Origin of the sequence: Dyadobacter sp. CY312 (assembly GCF_021390535.1) — a bacterium.
GTDB lineage: Bacteria > Bacteroidota > Bacteroidia > Cytophagales > Spirosomataceae > Dyadobacter.
Window position 1 is genome coordinate 130,015 of the sequence record NZ_JAJUXG010000017.1, and the last position, 22,399, is coordinate 152,413.

Here is a 22,399-nt window from a genome sequence, read left to right on the forward strand (position 1 = left end):
AATTTGACGTTTATGTCAGTGAATCAACTTGGCGTGACGGTGTTTTTCAGGATAATTTATTACAAACCTAACTTTAATAAGCTTAACAATTATGATTACGGAGGAAGCGGAACAAGGAGGAAGGGATTTGGTTTTTAACGAAGAAATTACAAAGGTTTCCGACTTTAAATTCGGGACAAAGGTGGTTACCGTATTCGACGACATGGTGAGCCGATCGGTGCCGTTTTATAATGAAACACAACGCATGCTCGCCGAAATTGCCGCCGATCATGCCAAAGAAGGAACATTTGTGTATGACCTGGGTTGCTCCACCGGCACCACAATGATCGAGGTCGATAAACTGATACCATCCGACATACGATTTATTGGCATTGATGAATCACCGGAGATGCTCGCCAAATGTGACAAAAAGTTAAAGGAAGCTGGGTTTGTGAGACCTTACGACCTGGTCACCGGTGACCTGCATGAACAATTGCCTATTGAAAACGCCTCGGTTGTGATACTTTGTCTCACCATGCAGTTCGTCAGACCCCTGTATCGGGAGCGTCTTTTGCGTAACATTTATGCCGGACTCAATCCTGGTGGTGTACTACTGTTGGTTGAAAAGGTTTTAGCAGAGAGCACCGTTTTTAACCGTGACTTTATCAAATATTACTACAATTATAAGCGTCGCAACCATTATAGCGAGATGGAGATTTCGCAGAAACGCGAAGCACTGGAAAATGTGCTGATTCCTTACAAGTTATCGGAAAATTTGCTTCTACTCAAAGAAGCAGGTTTTGCCGACTGTGAGACGTTTTTCAAATGGTACAATTTTTCAGGAATGATAGCTTATAAAAAATCATGATTTCAATTGGTAATTTCTTTTTCAGGTTTAGAAACACACTCTTCATTTTTCTGTATTTGTTGCTTTTTGTGCCTTCTCCTATGCTTTTCTCTCCTGACTATTTTGGCGAAAAGTATTTTCTTCTTCCTATCATTCTCGGTCTTTTCGTAACGTTTTCCGGTGAAATAATCCGTGGAATTACCATTGGTCTTGCCTACATCATTCGCGGTGGTCGCGACAAGAAGGTATATGCAGAAAAGCTGGTAACCGAAGGAATTTTTAATCATTGCCGTAATCCCCTGTACGTCGGAAATATTCTGATGCTTTTAGGGGTTGGTATCCTGTCCAACTCTTTATTCTACGTCGGTATTGTGATGCCTCTGTTTTTGTTTATCTATCAGGCGATAGTACTGGCAGAGGAGAATTTTCTGCGAAATAAGTTTGGAGCGGATTTTGATGCTTATTGCAGCAGAGTGAACAGATGGCTGATTCAACTCAGAGGAATTGGCAAAACCATGGGTCAGATGCAGTTCAATCATAAGCGATGGTTGTTGAAAGAATACAATACGTTGTGGGTGTGGCTGGTAGGGATTGTGGCCATTCTATTGTTCAAATATCCACAGCTTACCTCTGGCGATAACGCCCGAAACTTGATTTTCGGCATCGCTGTGGCGCTTCTTGGCATGATTTATTTATATGTTCGTTATCTGAAAAAATCGGGAAAGATGACCGATTGATATCCTGCCGCCGAACCGCTAAATAAATTGAATAGAACATAACATTTTTTTTATATAAATTTTCAAACAATTTTATTTTCTGCTGTTACCTCCGGCATAATCTTTTGTATTAATGCGTGCGACCAGGTTTGTGAGAAAACTTATGCAGTCTGGTCCTTTACATTGATTATCAGGGATCTTAAATTATAAAGACAGCATGATTCACGAAAAACTATTCAATCTTACAACAGATAGGGAAGCAAAAGTTATTGTTAAAGGAAATGTTATAAACGGCGGTCAGGTAATAATCGATTTCGAGTTTCTGATCAAAGATAAAAATGACCGTTATTTCCATCCGCCAATCGGAATCAATCATCCTCAATACTGGAAACTGAAAAGATTCTCACACGCGAAAGGTTTATTACTGCAAATGAAGTACAGCGGACTTTCCAAAAAGCAGGTGAATGCCTCGCTCCGGGAATTCAAACAACTTGCAGGCATGAATTATGTATTTAGCGATGCTTTTGGAGTGGAAGAAAACACAAAGGGCTTGAAGGGAATTCGGAGCAATGGCGTAACGCGCCGGGCTGTGGCAGCCGTATAAGCCGGAGCTCTTATAAATTATCTCCTTTAATAATCACTCGTGATTTTTAAGGGAGATTTTATTTTAGTAAATCTTTCGACTCATTAAGAATGAAATCTCCGGCGGTTTTTTCTTCTCCGTTAACGATGAGTGATAAACGGTGTGCTCCTGCGTAAAATTTACGTGTAGTAATGAGCCGGAAACTTTGCCTTCTTGCAATCGACACAATTTCATTTCCCCCCAAAACCCGCTCACTTATTTTGAAAACTTTTTTGGAAAGCTGACCATTGGCTTTCACATAATAGATTGCATATTCCAGCCGGACAGCTTGGTTTACCGTTAGTTGATTCTGTACCCGGAATGAGAATTCAAGATTTTCGCCGATGTTAACTGCGGGAGTGTCAATCTGGAAATCTGTTACGGCAATGGAATGGCTCGTCAGACCGTAATGATTCAGGATGCCGGCATGTCCATGTTTGAGCAGGGTACGCGAACCGTGCCTGACGATGGCGTCGGTTTCCTTACTAACTCCCGACCAGCGCGATGCTATTTCCAGTACAATTTCAGGGTGATCTTTGGCTATGTCGTTCAGACTATTGGCGACACTGCGTCTTACCGACTCTGAAACGTCTGTTTTCAAATTTTCCAGAATAGGAATTATTGAAGTCGGATCTTTTTTTAGTGCCGGTACAGCCATTGCCCAGGGCAACTTTGGTCTGGAACCTTCACTTGCAAGCCTCCTAACCCTGGCGCTTGAATGCAGCGACCAGCTCTTCATCTGGCTGATCATTTTCTCGCCATATTTTATCAAAAATGGCCGTACAGCGAATTCACAACTTACAAACTGTGTGGTGAATTCGAGTGCAGTCACAGCGTTTTCATAATCATCTATTCCGTAAGTTTCAATGTAGTCAGGCAGAAACATGAATTCGAGCGCATCCGAACGAAAGTGATCAGCCAACAACTGATCTATCATTTTTTGAAGAATTGGAACAGTCTTGCTAAACTCAGCAGGTAAAAACCGATGCAAAGCGAGTGCCGTATGCTTCATCCGCTGTTTCAATTCCATTGACTTGAAATTGTCTGTGAAAATATCCGCAATGAATTTGGCTTTATCGAATGATGGAATGCTTGTTGAAAAGCTGTCGGCAAGTTTATCGTAGAAAAGAGGGGAGTAGATATCCTTTAAAAGCGAACTCATTTTGTTGAATTTCGGTGTGTTTATCAGGCAAAAATAGCAATTTGTGTTGTGAAAGGAATCCAGGCAAAGGGCATAGCAAAAAAGTTAGTACGTAGCTGGCCAAAGCTCGGTGATCTTCGACGGTGTATAAAGTATAGTTTTAATATAATCGATGATACCGGGAACTTAACCGTTTGGTAAAGTCCGCTGATCCATTTTCGATCCGTTATATTTTAGCCATAAAATAACAATGAGCGTGAGTTTCGCTCATTGTTATTGCACGGTGCACAATGCTATGTCATTTTGCGTCGAAGTCGACCATCCATTCAATTCCGAATTTGTCTCTGAACATGCCAAAATAAGTTCCCCATGGACTGTCGCTCATTGGTACTTCGATACTTCCGCCTGCCGAAAGCCCGCTGAATATTTTGTCGGCCTCTTCGCGACTTTCAGCACTGACAGCTATTTTGGATCGGTTTTCGTTCTCATCTACTCGTCCCATTCTCTCAGGGATATCATTGCCCATCAGCATGTTGCTGCCTATTGGCAGGGCAATATGCATGATTTTGTTAGCGTCATTTTCTGATACCGGATGTTCCGGCGTCGCAATATCTTCCAGGCGTATGATCCTGGCAAATTCTCCTCCAAATACGGACTTGTAAAAGGTGAACGCCTCTTGGGCATTGCCGTTGAAGTTAATGTGTGGGTTTATGAGTGCCATGGTTTCTAAATCGGGTTAGTTGTAGCTTTGTTACAGGTTATGGTTCAATGGTTTGTCAAATTGTAAATTTGGCGCACAGGTACAATTCTAACTATTAGATGACAATATTCCTAAATGCTGTTTTAAGATTTTAGAACTTAAAGGTTGACTGAGACTTACATGGTAAAAATATTCCTCAGATACGTCAAACTTTGTCGCTAAAAACAATTATAGCTTCGGACATCAATCCGAAGCTATATACTTGCAATAGGCTAATAACTTTTTATTCTGTAACCAGTTTGCCTTCGATGGAATCATCCAAAGTTTGACCCGTCATAGCACCGAACAGGGTTTTGGCAAAAGCGATTGCGTTGCCGTGTTTGTTATCCCAGTAATATCCCTCTTTGGTTTCCACCTTAACCACGGTGATCCTGGGGTCATTAACGCCTTCTGTGAACCATGCTTTCAGAATGGGATCCCACAGATCTTCAATAATGGCTTTTTCTTTGGAAATGGTTGCTGTTCCATAAATGCTCAGAAAGTCGGAATACTTCGATCCCTGGAATAACAGGTGGACATATGGATCAGCACCGATCTCCGCATTTTTATGGCTGTCATCTGAGCTTAGAAACCAGAATGTACCATCGTCTGTCACTTTCTGAATGGACATCGGGCGTGTATTCAGCGGTTTGCCGGTCGTGATGCCGGTGCAAAAAAAGCAGGTATTGGCAGCGGAAGCCAACTCCTTAATTTTTTCGCCCGCTTCCTGGCTAAAAAGGTCCTTGTGATTTTCTTCGGGCTGCTGTTGGTTAATACTATCCATGTTGATTTTTGGTTGAAGTTCTAACCTCCTTCAACAAAGATCGTTCCAGAGCTTCTATCGAAAATGTGGTGATGATTCTGTGGTTTTAATACGGTTGCTGATGTTTACAATGATTTTACCAGTAAACGGTTGGAGGCCGGAACCATCGGGATCGTCACCACAATGAATCTTTTCTATAATTCTGCCGCGTACCAAAATGGGATGGTAGCAATTGTCGTGGGTTTTGCCGGGTTTTTTGGTTGAATGCTAATCTTTAAGGTGTTCCGCCCCGTGATAAGATTATTTGGCATCAGTACCGTCTGCCAGCCATGTTGTGTTGGTTTATCGTGAAGCGTAAATAATAATCCAGGATTCTGATACAATGAATCGTTGACCCGAACTTGTATGAGGCTATTTATTTGTTGACTGCTCCAATCTGCATATTCGCGTCGGCGCTCAGCAATTGGCTTGGTCTCGTTCCAGACGGGTTCCTTGCTAATTTCAGTTAAAAGGGTATCCAGTGCTTTTGGATATGCGATGTATAAGCGAATAAACGGCTCGCGAACAATATCCGATTGTATGGTCGCCGTTCTTACATACTGCCCTTCCGGGCGTTGGTTGTCGTAAGAATTGGCGTCCACAAATACGCTGTCAACACGGGCGGAAAACAAATGCCGGCCATTGAAAACAAGAAATCGCTGATTTTGACGGGACATGTCGATCAACAAATTCACCGTCATGATCAAGACAAAACCAACAAGCATAAATGCCATGTTCCTGACAAGCTTTTTCGACGGTATATGGCTATAAAATGTATTGACGATAAAGCCGGAAGGCCGGGCAGTGCCCCAATATAAAAACTGAAGTATTGTGGAGAATTTATAATTTAAACGAGCTCCGGTTGGCGTGGCTCTTACAGCCGGCAAACTAAGGATGATCGATGCCAGAAGGTAAATACCTGCCAGAGCATAACATAGCAGTTTTACAAAAGGCATGTAATCATCAGGAATCAAGGGGCGGATGTAGGTATAAACGATGATGGCAACAAGGTACCCCATCGCAATAAGAATAAAGAAAAAAGTGAAGAGGAATGCCACAGCAAACACAATGTTGCAGCGGCGGTCGAGCCGGATAATGTAATTTTGGAGCGAGCCAAACTTACCGGACATCTGCTCCTGCGCATACTTTGATGTAAATGGAATACGGTCGTAATGTATTCCTGTCGGGTATACGCTCAGCAGGCCAACCAGTCCAACCCAGAAAGCACGCATTACAAAATTTGTAAGAAATGCTGCAAATAGTATGTAGCAGATCGCTTTCATCATGCTGAACACCAGCGAAGGAAAGACGCCTATTATACCTGTGGTGTGACTCAGTATGTTAAACCGCAAATAGTCAAACGCAACATCCAGCAAGTCCGGCAATTGCAGAACAGCGAACAATGCGGCCCCGGAAATAACCAGTTCGAGGTTCCAGCTTTGAGAGGTAAGGTCACGTAGCTTTTCTTCCTGCTGAGGATGCAGATGTTCTTTTTGTAAAGGTTCTTCGGTCACTGTAAAGAAAAAGTTAAAAACGAAAGGTACAAAAAGACCTAAAATATTGGATAGGTAGTAGGGAAAATTCTACGAAGGACACGATATGATGTTAGAACAAGGTGTCGGCTTACTTTTTGATAAATCCCCAGGTATCTAATTCAAGATTGACGACTATACCTTCGGTATGAAGTAATGGTGTCAAAGGAAATTGGCGTCTTTAAGACCAGGCAGGAAATTACCTGTTTTTGTAAAACAATGTAAAAGGCCACATCATTGCCGACACAAGAGCCCTGTTCCAGTTTGGTTTGCTTTTGCCCGCTTCTTTTGAGCAGTACCAGGCAAAAATAAGGATCGATATAAAAATTGCTAAGGCCATATCTTCGGGGTTCGCATATCAATATTGATTTGAAGATAGGCAATTTTCTAACTGTAAGTTGTTTAAATACACGAACGGTAGCTATAACCGTATGTATATAAAATAAAATTGATTCCTTTATGTAGTACTTTGTCTGTATAAATTTATCTTTATCCTCGAATATTATGTTTGGCTATGCAGCTTTATAATACTTTTAGCGACAATGAACTGTTCAATCTGATTCAGACTGGCGATCAGGCAGCTTTCGGTGCACTGTACCGCAGGCATTGGCAGAGCATGTTCAATAATGCATATAAGAGGCTCAAAAACAGGGATATTTCTCAGGATGTTGTTCAAAATATTTTTACAGATATATGGGAAAGGCGAGAAGCTGTGGTAATCGAAAATGTTCCGGCATATCTGCATACCGCGGTTCGTTTCCAGGTAATTAGGCAATCGGTAGCTGCCCCGGATCATTCGGCTATGACAGATCTGTTTGAAACAGATATTGTATCAGCAGGACGCACGGATGATACCTTAATTGGAAACGAAGTAAAAGAGCTGCTCAGGTTATGGATTGATGCGCTGCCTGAGAAACGACGCGAAATTTTTATCCTGCATTACTTCAATGGCAAGTCAACGGAGGAGATTGCCGGGCATTTGCAAATAAGTCAAAAGACAGTTCAAAACCAGTTGCATACCGCTACAACGGCCATTAAATCTCACTTCGATAAAATTCTTCTGGCAGAGGTAATATCTTCATTTTTAGGTCTTTAAGTCAATTATTTTCTTTAATTGTAAAAAAGGATGATTTTTTTAATCTTCCCATGGGAGATTGCATTCATTTTGGTACATCTATAAGAGATACTTTACTTTATCTACGACGCCCCCGATTTTTGAATCATGATTTTGTGACTATGAAAGAGAATTCTGCTAAGAAAGATTTGCTCCGAATGCTGAACCGTTATGCAGATGGAATCGCGTCTCCTGCTGAAAAGAAGTTTGTCGAAAAGTATTACGACCGCTTTGACAAAGAGTCCGACATCCTGGATCAATATACCGTTGGCGAAAAAGCCGATCTGGAAAATGAAATGGAAGCTTTCCTTACAGCAAGAATCCGGGCAAAGGAAGAAAATATCATAAAACCATTCTGGTCCAAAAGTGTCTTCCGTTTGCTTGCAGCGGCTTCTGTCTTGTTTGTGCTGGGAATTTTAGTTTATAAATCGGAACGGTTTTTTGCAAAAAATGAACATCAGATCGCGATAGCTCCCACGGATGTTGCTCCTGGCTCGGACAGGGCGATTCTGACCTTGTCGAACGGAACATCCATCACACTTGATAACAAAAGTGAAGGATATCTGGCAACGGAGGGAAAGGTTTCCATTCGGTCCAATGGGCATGGAGAGCTCCGATATACCTCGTCAGGAATTGAAACTGATAAAAACGAAGCGGGCGTAAACCGGATTTCGACACCGGTAGGAGGGCAGTACCGGGTTGTGTTGCCCGACGGCAGTAAGGTGTGGCTGAATGCAATGTCATCTTTAAGCTATCCCACATTTTTTGAAGGGACCCAGCGAAAAGTGAGGGTGACAGGTGAATGCTATTTTGAGATTGCCAGGGATACCAAACATCCATTTGTGGTGGAAATAGATAGTAAGCAAGAAGTGGTAGTGACGGGCACTCACTTCAATGTAAACGCTTATCCAAACGAATCAAACATCCGAACCACGTTACTCGAAGGCGGTGTGGAGGTTTACAGAATCGGGGATTCTTCCCGGGATGTTGTAAAACTCAAACCTGGCATGCAATCCTTTGTCGGAGCAAATAACATGCTAAAAACCCGGGAAGTGAATGCGGAAGAAATGGTGGCCTGGAAAAACGGCTTGTTCTATTTTGATAATGCCGATGTGCCTGCGGTAATGCGGCAGGTTGAAAGGTGGTACAATGTGGAAGTAGCGTACAAAAAGGAAATTGAAAGTAAAGCCTTTTCAGGGAAAATTCACCGGACAGCAAATCTTTCCCAAATCGTTGAAATATTACGTTTTAGCGGAGTAAATGTGCAGGTGGAGCCGACAGATAAAAAGGATGTTAATGCACGAATTGTGCTGAATCCCTGATTTAAAATTAAGAATGACTCATAACTAAATCCTTAAAAAATCATGATCAGAAATCTACGCAGCCCCTGACGCCAGCTACTCCTGAAATGAAAAACCGCAGATATGTTGCAACCATATCTACGGTACAATTCAGGCTAAAACCGGCAGTGCCGGAATCAATTTTCACATCTTGTTAACCCAAACATCGTAAATGTAATGAATTTTATTACGAATGGAAATGCTATGCCCGCCGGGCTGGCCTATTTCGAAGATGCATCTCAAATTGGCACGAGGCAGAGGTATGACTCGCAGGCATTAAAGCGAAAGATTGTTATGCAACTGAAACTGATCACTTTTTTACTCACTGTGTTTCTGATCCAGGTAAAGGCGGCCGGTTTTGCCCAGCCAATTACACTTAGGGAGAAGAATGCTTCGATTGAAAAAATACTGCAAACCATAGAGAGACAGAGTGGTTACGTATTTTTTTACAACAATAATGATGTCCGTGACCTGAAAACAAGTATCGTGCTCAGGAATGCTTCTATTGAACAAACTCTGAAAGAAACATTCAAAGGTTTGCCTCTTGCTTTCAAAGTGGTGGACAACACCGTTGTAATCCGAAAAACGGAGACGCCCGTAAAATCCACCCCGCTGAACAAGCGGAACCAACTTGCTCCGAAAGCCGAGATTGAAGTAAAGGGACAAGTATTGGATGAAAAAGGAGAGGGTTTGCCAGGTGTAAGTATTCGGGTCAAAGGAAGTAACGACGGGACTACCAGCGATGTCGAAGGGGATTTTTCAATAAAGGTTGCTGATGACGGTACTTCGGTACTTATGTTTTCCTTTATTGGCTATGCTCCCCAGGAAGTGCCGGTTACCAATCAGACAGCTCTTAAAATAGTGTTGCAGGTTGACAATAAGGCACTGGATGAGGTGGTTGTAGTCGGTTACGGCACGCAGAAAAAAGCCAACGTTGTCAGTTCCATCAGTACGGTGAATGGCAATCAGATCACTTTCCCCACCCGAAACCTGACAAATAACCTGGCTGGACAAATGGCAGGCCTGATGAGTATACAACGGACGGGAGAACCAGGGCGTGATGACGCCGAATTCTGGATCCGGGGCGTAAGTACTTTTGCAGGTGGAACTGCTCCGCTTGTGCTGGTAGACGGCGTCCCGCGCTCTTTTAGCAATATTGAGCCGGATGAGATCGAAACTTTTTCGGTTTTGAAAGATGCTGCTGCAACGGCAGTATATGGAGCGGAAGGTGCTAACGGTGTTATTCTGGTGACTACCAAACGCGGAGGAATAAGTAAGCCGCAAATCACTTTCCGAACAGAGCACAGCTTTTCTACACCGACCAGATTACCTGAATTTGTGGAGTCGTGGCAATATCTGGAACTGACCAATGAAGCCTTAACCAATGACGGCTTGAGTCCCATGTTTTCACAGGAACTCATTGCTAAATATAAGAGCGGGGAAGACCGCGACCTTTATCCAAATGCGAACTGGCTGGATGAAATGCTTACCAAAGTGAATCGCAACCAGCGTTATACGCTCAATTTCAGAGGTGGTACGGAAAAGGCCCGTTACTTTGTATCAGGTGCATATTTCGCAGAAGACGGGGTTTTTAAAAATGATCCTCTGAACAGATATGAAACCAACATTGGGCTGAAAAGGTACAACCTGAGAAGTAATATTGACATGGATATTACGCCGACAACCTTGTTAAATGTCGACATCAGCGGGCAATATCTGAATAGGAACTGGGCAGGTGTAGATGCGCCGAATATATTCAGTATGATGCTGAATACCCCATCGTATATTTTTCCGGCGGTGTACAGCGACGGTACCCTTGCAACCTATCCGGCTGAAAACGATGATAACAACAGAAATCCTTACAACCAACTCTTCAACTCGGGATATAAAAAGGAATGGAACGCATTGCTTCAGACTGGTGTAGGATTGACTCAAAAGCTGGATTTCATTACACCGGGTCTGCATGCAAATGCAAAAATCAGCTTTGATTATGACGGAACATTTTCTTCCACGAGGAGCTTCAATCCGAATCGTTATTATGCAACCGGGAGAGATGAAAACGGAAACCTGGTATTCAATCAGTCCGTTTCGGGAAATCCTGATATGGGCGAACCGGCAGAGGGAAACAGCGCGATTAAGAAGATCTACATGGAGGGTTCTCTTAATTACAAGAAGGTAATAGGAAATCATACATTTAGCGGTATGCTGCTTTACATGCAGAAGGAAATGCAGTATCACGACCAGGCACTTGCGTTCCGCAAGCAGGGAATTGTCGGCAGAGCCACCTATGGATTTTCGGACAGGTATTTTATAGAGGGGAACTTCGGATATACCGGAAGTGAGACTTTTGCCAAAAATCACCGCTTCGGCTTCTTTCCCGCGGTCGGGTTAGGTTACCTCATTTCAAATGAACCCTTTTTCCCGGATGCATTAAAGCGAAGTATCTCGTCATTGAAGCTGAGGGTGTCTGTGGGGCGCACCGGAAATGATAATACCACAAACAACTATACGCAAACAACAGCCCGGTTTTTATACAGACCTACATTCAGAACAGACGGATATAATTTTAATCAGGGAATTACTTCCGGAGGAGGATCCAACGGTTTGGGAACAGGGATAAACGACTTGCAGTTTGAAAACCCAAACATACACTGGGAGATCGAAAACAAAGGTAATGTCGGGATGGATCTGAGTTTGTTTGGCAATCAGATTGAGCTCGTAGTTGACTATTTCAGATCAAATCGTTCAGGCATTTTGCTGCAACGCAGAACGATCCCCGGAACGGCAGGTTTCTGGGCGGCGCCCTGGGATAACTATGGTGCAGTGAGAAACCAGGGAGTGGATGGCAGCCTGAACGGGAGGCACGCCTGGGGTAAATTCAAAGTTGGAATGAGGGGAACGTTCAGTTTCTCACGTAATAAAATACTTGAATATGATGAATTGCCACAGCCACACCCATGGATGAATCTTACGGGAACGAGGGTGAACGAAAATACGCTTTTTATTGCCGAGCGCCTTTACACCAACGACGATTTCCATATTTCACAGAATACGAACGGTACCTATTCTTATCAGTTAAAAGAAGGATTGCCAACTGTTGCACTGCAAAATAATCTGGGACCGGGCGATATCAAGTTCACAGACCTGAACGAGGATGGGGTTATAGACGCATTTGACAGAAAGCGTGTGCACGGGCATCCTTATAAGCCTGAAATCAGTTACGGATTTGGAGCCAATGTGGAATACAATGGTTTTTATGTGAGTGCATTTTTTCAGGGAACTGGCAACACTTCGGTTTTGCTTGGCAATGGAAATAGTACATTCTTTCCATTCAACTGGGGATACGACAAGTCTAACTACCGGACTTTTATGCTCGACAGGTGGTCGCCAGACAACCCGAGCCAGGATGTGGTTATGCCTCGCTTGCATCAGCGTTATGAGCGTAACGTGAATAAGGAACCAAGTACGTGGTGGCTGCGGAACGGTAGTTTCCTGAGATTCAAAAATCTGGAAATAGGTTATAACCTCCCGAAATCATTCGTAACCAAATTTAAAGCGCAGAACATGCGGGTGTACATGATGGGTTATAATCTAACTGTTTGGGATAAAATAAAATATTGGGATCCTGAAACAGGAAACAACAATGCAGGAATGAGTTATCCGCTTCCGCGTACACTATCTCTTGGTCTGGACATCAGCTTCTGAAAAATGAGTTTTCAAACAGAAAAAATCTTTAATAATGAAAATATATAAAAACCTGGTACTGTCCATCTGTCTGTTTTTTGGTTCCTGTACCAATTTTCTGGACGTGTCCGACGAGCTTGCAGGAGGGCTTACATCAATAAACGATGTGTTTAATAATGTGGCCTATACCAAACGGTGGTACTCTCAAATATTTGATGGTGTCCCCGACTATTCTTCGATTCACAACCTCAACTATGCCTCAGGTACCCAAAACCCATGGACTTCCATGGCCGACGAAGTATTTACGGAAACAGCAGGAGGCGCTCAGAATGCGGGTATTTATTCAGAATGGAACTCCGCCAGCAACAATTTCCACCGCTGGGCTGCGCTGTTCAACCTCATCAGGCAGGCGAACATTTTCATAGAAAATGCCAAACCGATTTCCAGTGCCGGAGTAAACGCTCAGATACTCACAAAGGCCGATATTGACCGCTACATTGCCGATGCCAGATTCATGAGGGCATTTTATTACTATCTGCTTCTCGAAATGTATGGTCCGGTGCCCATTGTCGAAAAATCGCTGAACCTGACCGACGAGCTGGATTATGAACGCAGGCCGATTGATGAGGTCGTAAATTTTATAGACCGCGAATTGCTTCTGGCCATGGAGGGAATGCATCAGGGGAATTACCATTCCAATGAGAACTTCCGGGCTGTTCCAACGAAAGGTACGGCCCTGGCATTGCGGGCAAAACTTTGGGTATATGCAGCCAGTCCATTGTTTAATGGTGGTTTTGAAGAAGGGTTTCAATTGAAGACTTCGGAAGGAACGCCGCTGTTCCCTGCCAGAGACGCTAACAAATGGAAAAAGGCGGCAGAGGCCTGTAAGGATTTTATCACCTTTGCCGAAGCGGGCAATTATGATCTGTACAAAGCCTACACGAATGGTGTGCTCGATCCTGAGCGTTCTGTGTACGAATTATTTCAGGAATATAATTCAGAAGTGATTTGGGCAACCGCCAAAAACAGCTGGGGAGGAATGGATGGCAGTAGCTTCGATCGGCGTGCGACACCTACAAGCGAGCAGAACGGACAGGGAGATATTGCTGTGGTACAGGAGCTTGTTGATGACTTTTACATGAAAGACGGACTGCCTATTAAAGATAAAGCCCATTTGAAAAAATCACCTCTGTATAAGGAAGAGGGCTATTCGCCTTTCAACGGTTCCGATGTAAACAACATGTATATCAACCGTGAACCGCGCTTTTACAACACAGTATTTTTCTCCGGTCGTAAATGGCACATCACCAATAATACAGTAACATTCCATCTGGGAGGAAATGCAGACAGAACGAAAGCCTATTATCCAATGTCCGGTTTTATGCTTTACAAAAGGTTCAACAGGACCGTTCACAAAAGGGTACCGGGCGTGACTTCCCGTTTCAGACCATCTTATATATTCCGCCTGGCGGAGTTTTACCTAATTTATGCAGAAGCTCTCAATGAAGCAGAGCCGGGAAGTGCCGACATACTTAAATATGTAAACTTGGTGAGAACGAGAGCAGGATTGCCAGATTTGGAAGTGCTTAATCCAGCCATAAAAGGAAATCAGGAGTTACAGCGAAAAGCGATTCAGCTTGAAAGCAGGATAGAACTCGCAACGGAAGGACAGCGATACTTCGATGTGAAACGCTGGATGCTTGCCGAAAATGAACCCGGAGAGGGAGGGCTGGGAGGAGATTTTCATGGTAAGTTTTCAGCAGGAAATGCAGCTGCTTTTGACCAGCGGGTCAAATTCCAGACACGAATCTGGAAACGTAAAAACTACCTTTTTCCTGTGCCGCTGGTAGCACTCCAAAAAAGCACGAAACTTGTACAAAATCCTGGCTGGTAGTGGTGGAAAATTCTGGATTATAGAAACTTCACGCTCCGGAAGGAGAACCAGAAAGAGCCCCGAATGTGCATTTCGGGGTTTTCTGCCATCGTTTGTGTTTTTTCGCCATCGTTTGTGTCCCCACAAACGATCATAGGACACGCAACAGATGTTTGTGAAGACACAAACATCGGCGCCAAAAAGATATTTGTGAGGACACAAACATTGGCAATGAAAAAAGCGCAACGCCTCACATGAAGACGTTGCGCTTTACCACAAAAAGATATTGAAATTTTAACCTACTGCTTCAAAAACCGAACCACGTTCGATCCGTTGCCGTCTCCAATCCGGATCATATAAATTCCGGTTTTAATAACCGGAATAACTTTGTTTATGCGCTTTCCTATTTCAGAAATATTTCCGCTTCCTTCAAATAACTTCACGCCATTCTGATTGACGATTTCATAACGAAGCAGTGCGTTTTCCTGTAAAGTGTGGTCGAATTTCAGATTGAGATGATCTGAAACCGGGTTGGGATAGACTGAAAACTGGTTTAAAACAGAGCCGTCAAATTTGATGGATACGATCCTTGAATTTGTAAATGTACCATCCAGATCAGTCTGTCTCAGACGATAATAGGATGTCCCGCTCAATGGATTGCTGTCGGTCAGGCTGTAATTTTTAACAGCAAAACTATCGCCTGCGCCGTCTACGACACCAATTTCTTCAAACTGAATTGCATCCGCAGACCTTTCTACTGTGAAGTGACTGTTGTTGGTTTCCGATGTCGTAGACCAGCTGATTTTGACTTGATTATCAAGTTGCTGCGCCTTAAACGAAAGAAGCCGAACGGGAAGTGATCCCGAAAAATCCACACCGATAATGACCGGATCATGATCCGATGAGCGGAATGGACTAGTTGCGTCAGTAAAAGCAGTATTGGCGTATTGCAAAACAAGTGGCTCATTGGAGTTGATGTTCCATTTTTTTACACTTACGAGATTGCTCATTGTCGAAGAAACCACTGCGTGATCCAAAGAACCCAGCGCTCCGCCGAACAGGTAAGAATGTTCGGTAGCGGCACTTGGCACGATCAGGCCATTTGCTCTGAAAATGTCCATTGGATCTTCTTCGTAGTAAGCATTGTAGTCTCCCACGCTAACGATGCGGTCAGTACCGCCAGCTTCGTTTGAAATGGTTTGGATAAAATTAGCAAGGTCGGTTGCCTGCTTCTTACGCTGACCGTTGAAGTTACCTTGCCCATCGTTTTGATCCGCATCAATTCCACTTCCGGTACCGCTTTTGGATTTGAAATGATTTACAATGAAAACAAACTTTTCATTTTTAGCTTTTGCATTAAAACCCTGTACCAAAGATGGTCTTTGAAGTGGTTCAACATTTGCGAATCTTGCGTCATCAACAGGCGTCAACACAGTTGATTTGTAAATGATAGCACATCTGATCAAGTCAGTATTGTTATCCTGAATGGTTGCTCCATCGTTGATAATGGAATAAGTGCCTGTACCCATTTTTGCATTCAGCCCATTCACAAGATCCTGAATTGCAGAATTTGCACCGATACCGTCGTTTTCGATCTCAATAAGTCCAACTGCGTCTGCATTTATCTGTGCGATGGCCTCAATGATTTTGCTTCTTTGAATGGCGAAAGCATCGGCTGTCAATGCTCCTCTTGATGTAGGAAAACCTCCGCCAAGACCATCACCGTTGAAATAATTCAGAACGTTAAAACTTGCAAGCTTAACATCCAAAGTAGGAAACGTTGGAGCAGCCGGACGAGTAACTGTGAACGACGCAGGAGCATCTGCTCCCGGCAATGGCTGAATGCGGTATTTGTTAAAAGCGTATCCCAATATTCCTTTTACACCTGATGTGGTGCTGTTGACACGGACCGTTTTCAAAACAGGATCAATGTATGGAAGTATAGTTGGTGCAACACCCGATCCATCGTCCAAAACAATGACTTTATCTGCATTTGCAGTTGCGTAGGCGTTTACTGCCGCTACATTGGATGTTCCTGTACTTGAAGTTCCTGTTGCCGGGTTATCATTTGGATCGACAATTTGTGTTGGGTTGAAAATACTTCCGTCCATGGAGAGTGTCAATTCTCCAAATGAAGCAAGTGAGCTGTTATCGGCAACCGTGAGCTCGCCCGTGATGCTTACACGCATTGCTTCATATTTTTCGGCAGTTGAGTTTGTATAAGCTGCCTTGTCAATCAAAGTAAATGACGGAAGCGGGTTGGACGCAGAAACAACGGATATGTTCGGATTAATAATCACAGCCTGATTAAAGGACGGAGTGGTGCTATTTTCCTGCGCTGTCCCTGTAACACGTACGAGGTCGCCAATTGAAACAGTCGGATTGTTTTGAACCACAAAAATTCCCTCAGAAGTATTCACATCTGAATCCCAGTCGGCATCTTCCTCCTGAATGTAAAAACCTGCCGGGCTTAGCGTATTGTAAACTCCCGTTACAACAGCTTCAACTGTGTATGTACCTGCAATTGCCGCATTCCCCGTGCCCTGAATGGTACTGATTAAAGTTGGCGTTCCCGGAGAAGGCGTTGTAGAAAAGGTCCAGTCTGCCGGGTTCAATAAACCAGCAAAGTCGTTGCCTGCGGGGGTGTCTTCCACCAGACCGGCATCAAGCGTTACAGTGTAAGTTTTGCTGTGTTCAAAAGTTAAGCCAGTGATGGTTAGTGTATTATTGCTTATTGTGACACCATTGGAAAGAACATCAATGGTCTGGAGGGTATTATCTGTAGTATTGGTGACATTGATATTTCCAACCAGTTTGGAAATGTTCTCTGAAAAGGTGACAACGAGGTCAGTATTGGGTTGTACGTTTATTGCGCCATTTAATGGGCTCAGCGCTGAAACTGTAGGTGGTGTTTCGTCGGGTCCAGTTGGTACATCTTCGGCTATAGTAACATCGTCCAATGCTATTCTGTCACGAGAGCCAGTGGTCCCTGCTGATTCCCAATATACCCACCGGAGTTGTACCACACTTTGGTTTTCTAAAGCCGCTGGTAAAATCAAACTAAAAGAAGAATTGTCTCCTGCGGATTTTCCAGTCGTAGTGAAAACGTGAGAAGCATCACCCAAATCTGTAAAGTTACCTGCGGTTCCTATTCTATACTGAAGAGCAAGACTGTTGTCCCGGCTATCTTGAAGATAAATGGCTCGTGCTGTCCATTCGACTTTGATATTGGACTTGCCCGTCGTGTTAATTGCAAGCACTACCGCTCCTGCCTTTTGAGCATTTGAAGCAAGCATGGCTATTCCATTATCGCTGCCAAGCCACCCTCCGGAATTTGTATTGTTGGTGCTATATCCTAAATCAAGTATGGCTGGTGCCAAGGTTCTTGTAACAGGGATTGCGCCGGTTGTCCCTGCGCTACTATTTCCAAAACTGTGCACAGCAATTCCGGCAGGTAAAGTGGATGCCGATATGGTGCTAAAGGAGAATGGTAAGTCTTGTCCAGCAGGATTTGTTTGAGCTTTGAGCAAATTCGCCCAGCCCGTAAGTAATACCAGGAAGAGACAGAGATGCAACTTTTGACTTTGTAGGATTTTTTTCATAAACCTGTTTTAGAGTACAAAATGTTATTAATTGGTAAAGTTATAAATGGTCGTTCTCTAGTATGTTAAGCCAGTATGAACATTCTGATTGATTCATCCGCTCGTGTCTTCGGAAACGATCCGGGTTTTGGCAGCAAGTAAATAGATGTTTGTGGGGACACAAACATTGGCAGTCAGCACGGGCCATCGTTTGTGTCCCCACAAACGATCCAAAGAGGTGCCAGTCTGATTTCTTTAAATCCGGGCTGACTTTACATGATATTGTGTGTGCAGAACCTGCAACAACAGGTGTGATCCGGGCGTATCATACCTATCTGAAATGCCTTGGATCAACAAGTTAAAACCATAAAAGTGATGCTCGATCTATTTCTTTTTATGTTCATATTAATACTTTATGAGGTACAAAGACAATCGGGGAAAAGGTGAAGTGAGGGCAGTTGTAAACAGGAGTTTATTAGAGAAGCGACGCCGGGAAAGCTAAAAATTCTTATTGAAACGCCGGCGTTAGTTTGGCGAATAGCGATGGGTAATTTTATTTAAGACAGATTACGCCGGGAAGCGAAAACCAGAAAGAGGGTGGGCAAACTTCAGGAGGTACACGAATTGATAGTTGTAATTCGCAGTCGCCTTGAAGATTTTCTGACGGAGAAGACTCCGTTACACAATCCGCTATCAGACCATCGTTTGCGCGCTTACAAACGATGGTTGAATTTGTTCCGAGAGAATGTTTGTGGAGACTAAAACACCCGTAATGTAAAAAAGGTGAATTGAAGCAAAAATCATGTATTACACAAAAGCACTTTCTCCTGTAATTGCTCTGCCCACAATGAGCGAGTTGATTTCCTTGGTTCCTTCGTAAGAATAAATTGCCTCGGCGTCTGCTACAAATCGGGCGATGTCGTATTCCAGCAATATCCCATTTCCACCAAAAAGTTCACGGGCATGATCGACGATGGAGCGCATTCTCAAAGTACAAAATACTTTCGCCAGCGATGCATGTTCGTCGGTGATATCGCCTTCGTCCTGTAATTGTGAAAGTCTGTGAACCATCGTTTGCATGGCAGTGAGGTCACCCAGCATGGTCACGAGCAAATCCTGGACAAGCTGAAAACTGGCAATGGGACGGCCAAATTGTCGTCGCTCCATGGTGTATTTTAAGGCAAGTTCATAGGCGCCGCGTCCGCAGCCAACTGCCTGCCAGGCGACACCCGCGCGGGTCATGCGTAATACATTGGCCGTGTCCTTGAACGAATTGGCGTTTTGTAATCGGTCCGATTCCGGCACTTTGCAGTTCGTGAGTGTAATGATCGCATTCTGAACAGTTCGCAGGGCCATCTTGTCCTCCATTTTTTCAGCTTTAAAACCCGGATTATCTTTCCGAACAATGAAGCCTTTCACCTGATTGTCCTCTGGATTTCGTGCCCAGATGATGGTAATGTCCGAAAATGTGGCGTTACCGATCCATTTTTTCTGTCCGTTCAGCACCCATTCGTCGCCTACTTTTACGCAAGTGGTGGTAAGGCCACCCGCTGCTGCGGAACCTACTTCCGGTTCTGTGAGACCAAATGCACCGATGATCTCCATTCTTTGCATGATCGGTAACCAGTATTGCTTTTGTTCCTCCGAACCGCACAAATATATCGAGCCCATCGCCAGACCGCTATGCACGCCAAAAAACGTTGAGATCGACGAGTCAATCCGGGCCATTTCCATGGCTATGAATCCTTCCAATAGCGACGAACGTCCCGCACATCCGTAACCCTTATATGTAAGTCCGCAAATATCCAGTTTCGCCATAAGCGGAATGATGTGCATCGGAAAATGTGCCTTATTCCAATACTCGTTCGCAATCGGTTTTATTTCGGTTTCCATGAAATTCCTCACTTTTAGCTGCACTGCACGATCTTCTTCAGTGAGCGTTTTGGTCAGTTCATAAAAATCTCCGTTTACCGCTGGCGGAAGGCGTTTGCTTCCTGATCCTGACTGCATGAGTTTAAGCATCTTGGCAAGATCTTCCTCATTCATTTTGGAAACGGCTCCCATCAATTTGTTGAGGTCCACCTTTTTGGAAAGTTTTGCTACCGCAGCAATATCTATGTTTTTAAGTAATGATCGTAACTGAGAGAATGATTCAAAAATGCCCATTTGTTTATCATTTTTAGTATAAAACAATCTGTTGCTTTTGATAAAAGACCCGGTGAAGAGAAATCTCTTGCTTTTGGGAATAAATCTTGGAGGAGAACAGCGAAGATGTTTTGAAAACCCTTTTGATTTCTCTTGTTTCTTTTGATGTAAACAATTGAACCACAAAAGCAACAAAGTTGACAAAAGCCCTCCAGTGGGATCTTCTGTAACTTTTGGTAAGATATATCTGCTTAAATAAACTATGCAAGCAACAAAAGTTTACAAAACCCTTTTAATTTCAATTGTTTCTCTTGTGGTAAACAATTGAACCACAAAAGCAACAAAGTTGACAAAAGCCCTCCAGTGGGATCTTCTGTAACTTTTGGTAAGATATATCTGCTTAAATAAACTATGCAAGCAACAAAAGTTTACAAAACCCTTTTAATTTCTATTGTTTCTCTTGTGGTAAACAGTTGAAACACAAAAGCAACAAAGTTGGCAAAAGCCTTCCAGTGGTATCTTCTGTAACTTTTGGTAAGATGTATCTGCTTAAATGAACTATGCAAGGAACAAAAGTTCACAAAGTCCTTTTGATTTCTCTTGTTTCTTTTGTTGTAAATATTTGAACCGCAAAAGAAGCAAAGTTGACTAAGGCCTTTCCTGTGATTTCTCTTGTAACTTTTGTGTTAAATATCCAAGCATTTCCAATCGAGATAGTTTACATTAAAATATCTTCCTGAATGGTGATTTATTGACCATATCTTGCTTTGTTTACGGTTTAGCACCTTGTATGTTTTAATACCCCAGCAAAACTTCATTTTCATTATGTTCCGAATCGTTGCCGCAGTTGGTTTACCTCTATTGTTTTGTTTATTGATGGCCTTTCAGCCAAAAACGAAAGCGGAGAAGAAACCTAATATTGTACTTTTCTTTATTGATGATCTGGGTTACGGCGATTTGTCCGTGAATGGTGCCCTGGGATACAAAACCCCACATCTGGATAAAATGGCTGCCGAAGGAACCCGTTTTACCAACTTTATGGCAGCGCAGGCGGTATGCAGTGCCTCGCGTGCGGCTTTGCTCACAGGCTGTTATCCGAATAGAGTGGGGATGTCCGGAGCACTTTCTCCTTATATCGGAGTTGGGCTCAATCCTGAGGAGGAAACGATTGCCGAACTGGTGAAAAAGCAGGGATACGCTACCGGTATATTTGGTAAATGGCATTTGGGGAGTGAAGTTGAATTTTTACCGTTACAACAGGGTTTCGACGAATATTACGGTGTACCGTACTCGCATGACATGTGGCCCCTGCATCCCAACCAGAAAAATGCGCAATACCCGTCCTTGTTCTGGTCAGATGGGAATGAGAAGGGAAAAGAAATAAAGGACCTGGAAGATGTAAGTGAATTGACACCGGCGATCACTTCAAAAGCCGTCTCATTCATCAGGAAAAATAAAAGCAAACCTTTTTTCTTGTACGTTCCCCACCCATTGCCTCACGTTCCGTTATCCGCTTCTGCAAAGTTCAAAGGAAAAAGTGGGGGTGGTATGCTGGGTGATGTGCTTATGGAAATGGACTGGTCCGTAGGAGAGATTTTAAAGGAGCTGAAAAGTCAGGGAATAGACGACAATACACTGGTGATTTTTACCAGCGACAATGGTCCCTGGCTCAATTATGGAAATCATGCCGGTTCGTCCGGCGGTTTCCGGGAAGGCAAGGGAACTTCATTCGAAGGCGGACAGCGTGTGCCGTGTATCATGCGCTGGCCAGGCAAAGTTCCGGCTGGTCGGGTTTGTAATAAATTGCTATCTACTTTGGATGTGCTGCCCACCATTGCCCAAATAACGGGTGCCGCTTTGCCCAAAGCAAAAATAGATGGGATCGACTTTACTGACCTGTTGAAAGGAAATGAAGATGTAAATCCCCGCACAGAGTTTCTGTATTACTATCGGAAAAACAACCTGGAAGCTGTCCGGAAACACGATTGGAAGTTGGTATTCGCTCACCCGGGGCGCACTTATGAAGGTGTGTTGCCCGGGCAAGATGGCAAACCCGGCCCGACGACGGAAAATAATATGTTCCCAAAAGCACTATACAACCTTACCCGCGACCCATCCGAACGTTACAATGTGATGGAGCAAAATCCGGATATTGTAGCTGAACTGGAAAAAATAGCAGAGGCTGCAAGGGTTGATCTGGGTGACGACCTGACTAACAATGCGGGCAAGAATAGAAGGGCAATAGGTGTAATCAAAAAGAAATGAAATTTACAATACGGGCTCT

The 22,399-nt window shown here is 43.6% G+C and carries 14 protein-coding genes; 8 read left to right on the forward strand and 6 right to left on the reverse strand.

The window, feature by feature from the left end; translation table 11 throughout:
• Positions 1-91 precede the first annotated feature (91 nt).
• The 3 genes from cmoA (at position 92) to LZG71_RS22890 (ending at position 2,146) form a co-directional block, all read left to right on the forward strand.
• Positions 92-847 (forward strand): carboxy-S-adenosyl-L-methionine synthase CmoA, encoded by a 756-nt coding sequence (gene cmoA / locus LZG71_RS22880; protein WP_233824338.1) that lies wholly within the window; start codon positions 92-94, stop codon positions 845-847.
• Complete coding sequence (locus tag LZG71_RS22885) at positions 844-1,563, forward strand: isoprenylcysteine carboxylmethyltransferase family protein (protein WP_233824340.1); 720 nt, start codon at positions 844-846, stop codon at positions 1,561-1,563. Before cmoA ends, LZG71_RS22885 begins: the two co-directional genes overlap by 4 nt.
• Before the next feature lie 196 nt (positions 1,564-1,759).
• Positions 1,760-2,146 (forward strand): hypothetical protein, encoded by a 387-nt coding sequence (locus tag LZG71_RS22890; protein ID WP_233824342.1) that lies wholly within the window; start codon positions 1,760-1,762, stop codon positions 2,144-2,146.
• Positions 2,147-2,204: 58 nt separating this feature from the next.
• On the opposite strand, the gene LZG71_RS22895 is transcribed toward LZG71_RS22890, so the two are convergent.
• The 4 genes from LZG71_RS22895 to LZG71_RS22910 all read right to left on the reverse strand — a co-directional run bounded on the left by LZG71_RS22895 (position 2,205) and on the right by LZG71_RS22910 (position 6,360).
• The gene (locus tag LZG71_RS22895; protein WP_233824344.1) at positions 2,205-3,326 is read right to left on the reverse strand and encodes a DNA alkylation repair protein; all 1,122 of its coding nucleotides are present in this window, start codon (positions 3,324-3,326) and stop codon (positions 2,205-2,207) included.
• Between the two features lie 277 nt (positions 3,327-3,603).
• A complete protein-coding gene (locus LZG71_RS22900) occupies positions 3,604-4,026 on the reverse strand; it encodes a VOC family protein (RefSeq protein WP_233824346.1) in 423 nt (140 codons plus the stop codon).
• Between the two features lie 262 nt (positions 4,027-4,288).
• Positions 4,289-4,828 carry a pyridoxamine 5'-phosphate oxidase family protein gene (locus LZG71_RS22905; protein ID WP_233824348.1) on the reverse strand — a complete coding sequence of 180 codons (540 nt, stop codon included), beginning with the start codon at positions 4,826-4,828 and terminating at the stop codon, positions 4,289-4,291.
• 173 nt (positions 4,829-5,001) lie between these two features.
• The gene (locus LZG71_RS22910; RefSeq protein WP_233824350.1) at positions 5,002-6,360 is read right to left on the reverse strand and encodes a hypothetical protein; all 1,359 of its coding nucleotides are present in this window, start codon (positions 6,358-6,360) and stop codon (positions 5,002-5,004) included.
• A gap of 532 nt (positions 6,361-6,892) precedes the next feature.
• Between LZG71_RS22910 and LZG71_RS22915 the strand changes: the two genes are divergently transcribed.
• The 4 genes from LZG71_RS22915 (at position 6,893) to LZG71_RS22930 (ending at position 14,410) form a co-directional block, all read left to right on the forward strand.
• Positions 6,893-7,474, forward strand: coding sequence for an RNA polymerase sigma factor (locus LZG71_RS22915; protein WP_233824352.1), 582 nt, complete (start codon positions 6,893-6,895; stop codon positions 7,472-7,474).
• A 140-nt stretch (positions 7,475-7,614) separates the two neighbouring features.
• Positions 7,615-8,814 carry a FecR family protein gene (locus tag LZG71_RS22920; protein WP_233824353.1) on the forward strand — a complete coding sequence of 400 codons (1,200 nt, stop codon included), beginning with the start codon at positions 7,615-7,617 and terminating at the stop codon, positions 8,812-8,814.
• Positions 8,815-9,009: 195 nt separating this feature from the next.
• On the forward strand, positions 9,010-12,537 hold the full coding sequence (locus LZG71_RS22925) for a SusC/RagA family TonB-linked outer membrane protein (RefSeq protein ID WP_233824354.1): 3,528 nt from the start codon (positions 9,010-9,012) through the stop codon (positions 12,535-12,537).
• A gap of 34 nt (positions 12,538-12,571) precedes the next feature.
• A complete protein-coding gene (locus LZG71_RS22930; protein WP_233824355.1) occupies positions 12,572-14,410 on the forward strand; it encodes a RagB/SusD family nutrient uptake outer membrane protein in 1,839 nt (612 codons plus the stop codon).
• 278 nt (positions 14,411-14,688) lie between these two features.
• Here LZG71_RS22930 and LZG71_RS22935 read toward each other — a convergent pair whose 3' ends face one another.
• Both LZG71_RS22935 and LZG71_RS22940 read right to left on the reverse strand, forming a co-directional pair.
• On the reverse strand, positions 14,689-17,991 hold the full coding sequence (locus LZG71_RS22935) for an ExeM/NucH family extracellular endonuclease (protein WP_233824356.1): 3,303 nt from the start codon (positions 17,989-17,991) through the stop codon (positions 14,689-14,691).
• Positions 17,992-18,777: 786 nt separating this feature from the next.
• On the reverse strand, positions 18,778-20,136 hold the full coding sequence (locus LZG71_RS22940; protein ID WP_233824357.1) for an acyl-CoA dehydrogenase family protein: 1,359 nt from the start codon (positions 20,134-20,136) through the stop codon (positions 18,778-18,780).
• A gap of 804 nt (positions 20,137-20,940) precedes the next feature.
• On the opposite strand from LZG71_RS22940, the gene LZG71_RS22945 reads away from it, so the two are divergent.
• A complete protein-coding gene (locus LZG71_RS22945; protein WP_409013654.1) occupies positions 20,941-22,380 on the forward strand; it encodes a sulfatase in 1,440 nt (479 codons plus the stop codon).
• Positions 22,381-22,399: the final 19 nt, after the last annotated feature.

Bases quoted from the DNA above. Each gene is read 5' to 3' on its own strand.
- cmoA (WP_233824338.1), top strand. From the start codon at position 92: ATGATTACGGAGGAAGCGGAACAAGGAGGAAGGGATTTGGTTTTTAAC.
- LZG71_RS22885 (WP_233824340.1), top strand. From the start codon at position 844: ATGATTTCAATTGGTAATTTCTTTTTCAGGTTTAGAAACACACTCTTC.
- LZG71_RS22890 (WP_233824342.1), top strand. From the start codon at position 1,760: ATGATTCACGAAAAACTATTCAATCTTACAACAGATAGGGAAGCAAAA.
- LZG71_RS22895 (WP_233824344.1), bottom strand. From the start codon at position 3,326: ATGAGTTCGCTTTTAAAGGATATCTACTCCCCTCTTTTCTACGATAAA.
- LZG71_RS22900 (WP_233824346.1), bottom strand. From the start codon at position 4,026: ATGGCACTCATAAACCCACACATTAACTTCAACGGCAATGCCCAAGAG.
- LZG71_RS22905 (WP_233824348.1), bottom strand. From the start codon at position 4,828: ATGGATAGTATTAACCAACAGCAGCCCGAAGAAAATCACAAGGACCTT.
- LZG71_RS22915 (WP_233824352.1), top strand. From the start codon at position 6,893: ATGCAGCTTTATAATACTTTTAGCGACAATGAACTGTTCAATCTGATT.
- LZG71_RS22920 (WP_233824353.1), top strand. From the start codon at position 7,615: ATGAAAGAGAATTCTGCTAAGAAAGATTTGCTCCGAATGCTGAACCGT.
- LZG71_RS22925 (WP_233824354.1), top strand. From the start codon at position 9,010: ATGAATTTTATTACGAATGGAAATGCTATGCCCGCCGGGCTGGCCTAT.
- LZG71_RS22930 (WP_233824355.1), top strand. From the start codon at position 12,572: ATGAAAATATATAAAAACCTGGTACTGTCCATCTGTCTGTTTTTTGGT.
- LZG71_RS22935 (WP_233824356.1), bottom strand. From the start codon at position 17,991: ATGAAAAAAATCCTACAAAGTCAAAAGTTGCATCTCTGTCTCTTCCTG.
- LZG71_RS22940 (WP_233824357.1), bottom strand. From the start codon at position 20,136: ATGGGCATTTTTGAATCATTCTCTCAGTTACGATCATTACTTAAAAAC.
- LZG71_RS22945 (WP_409013654.1), top strand. From the start codon at position 20,941: ATGTTCCGAATCGTTGCCGCAGTTGGTTTACCTCTATTGTTTTGTTTA.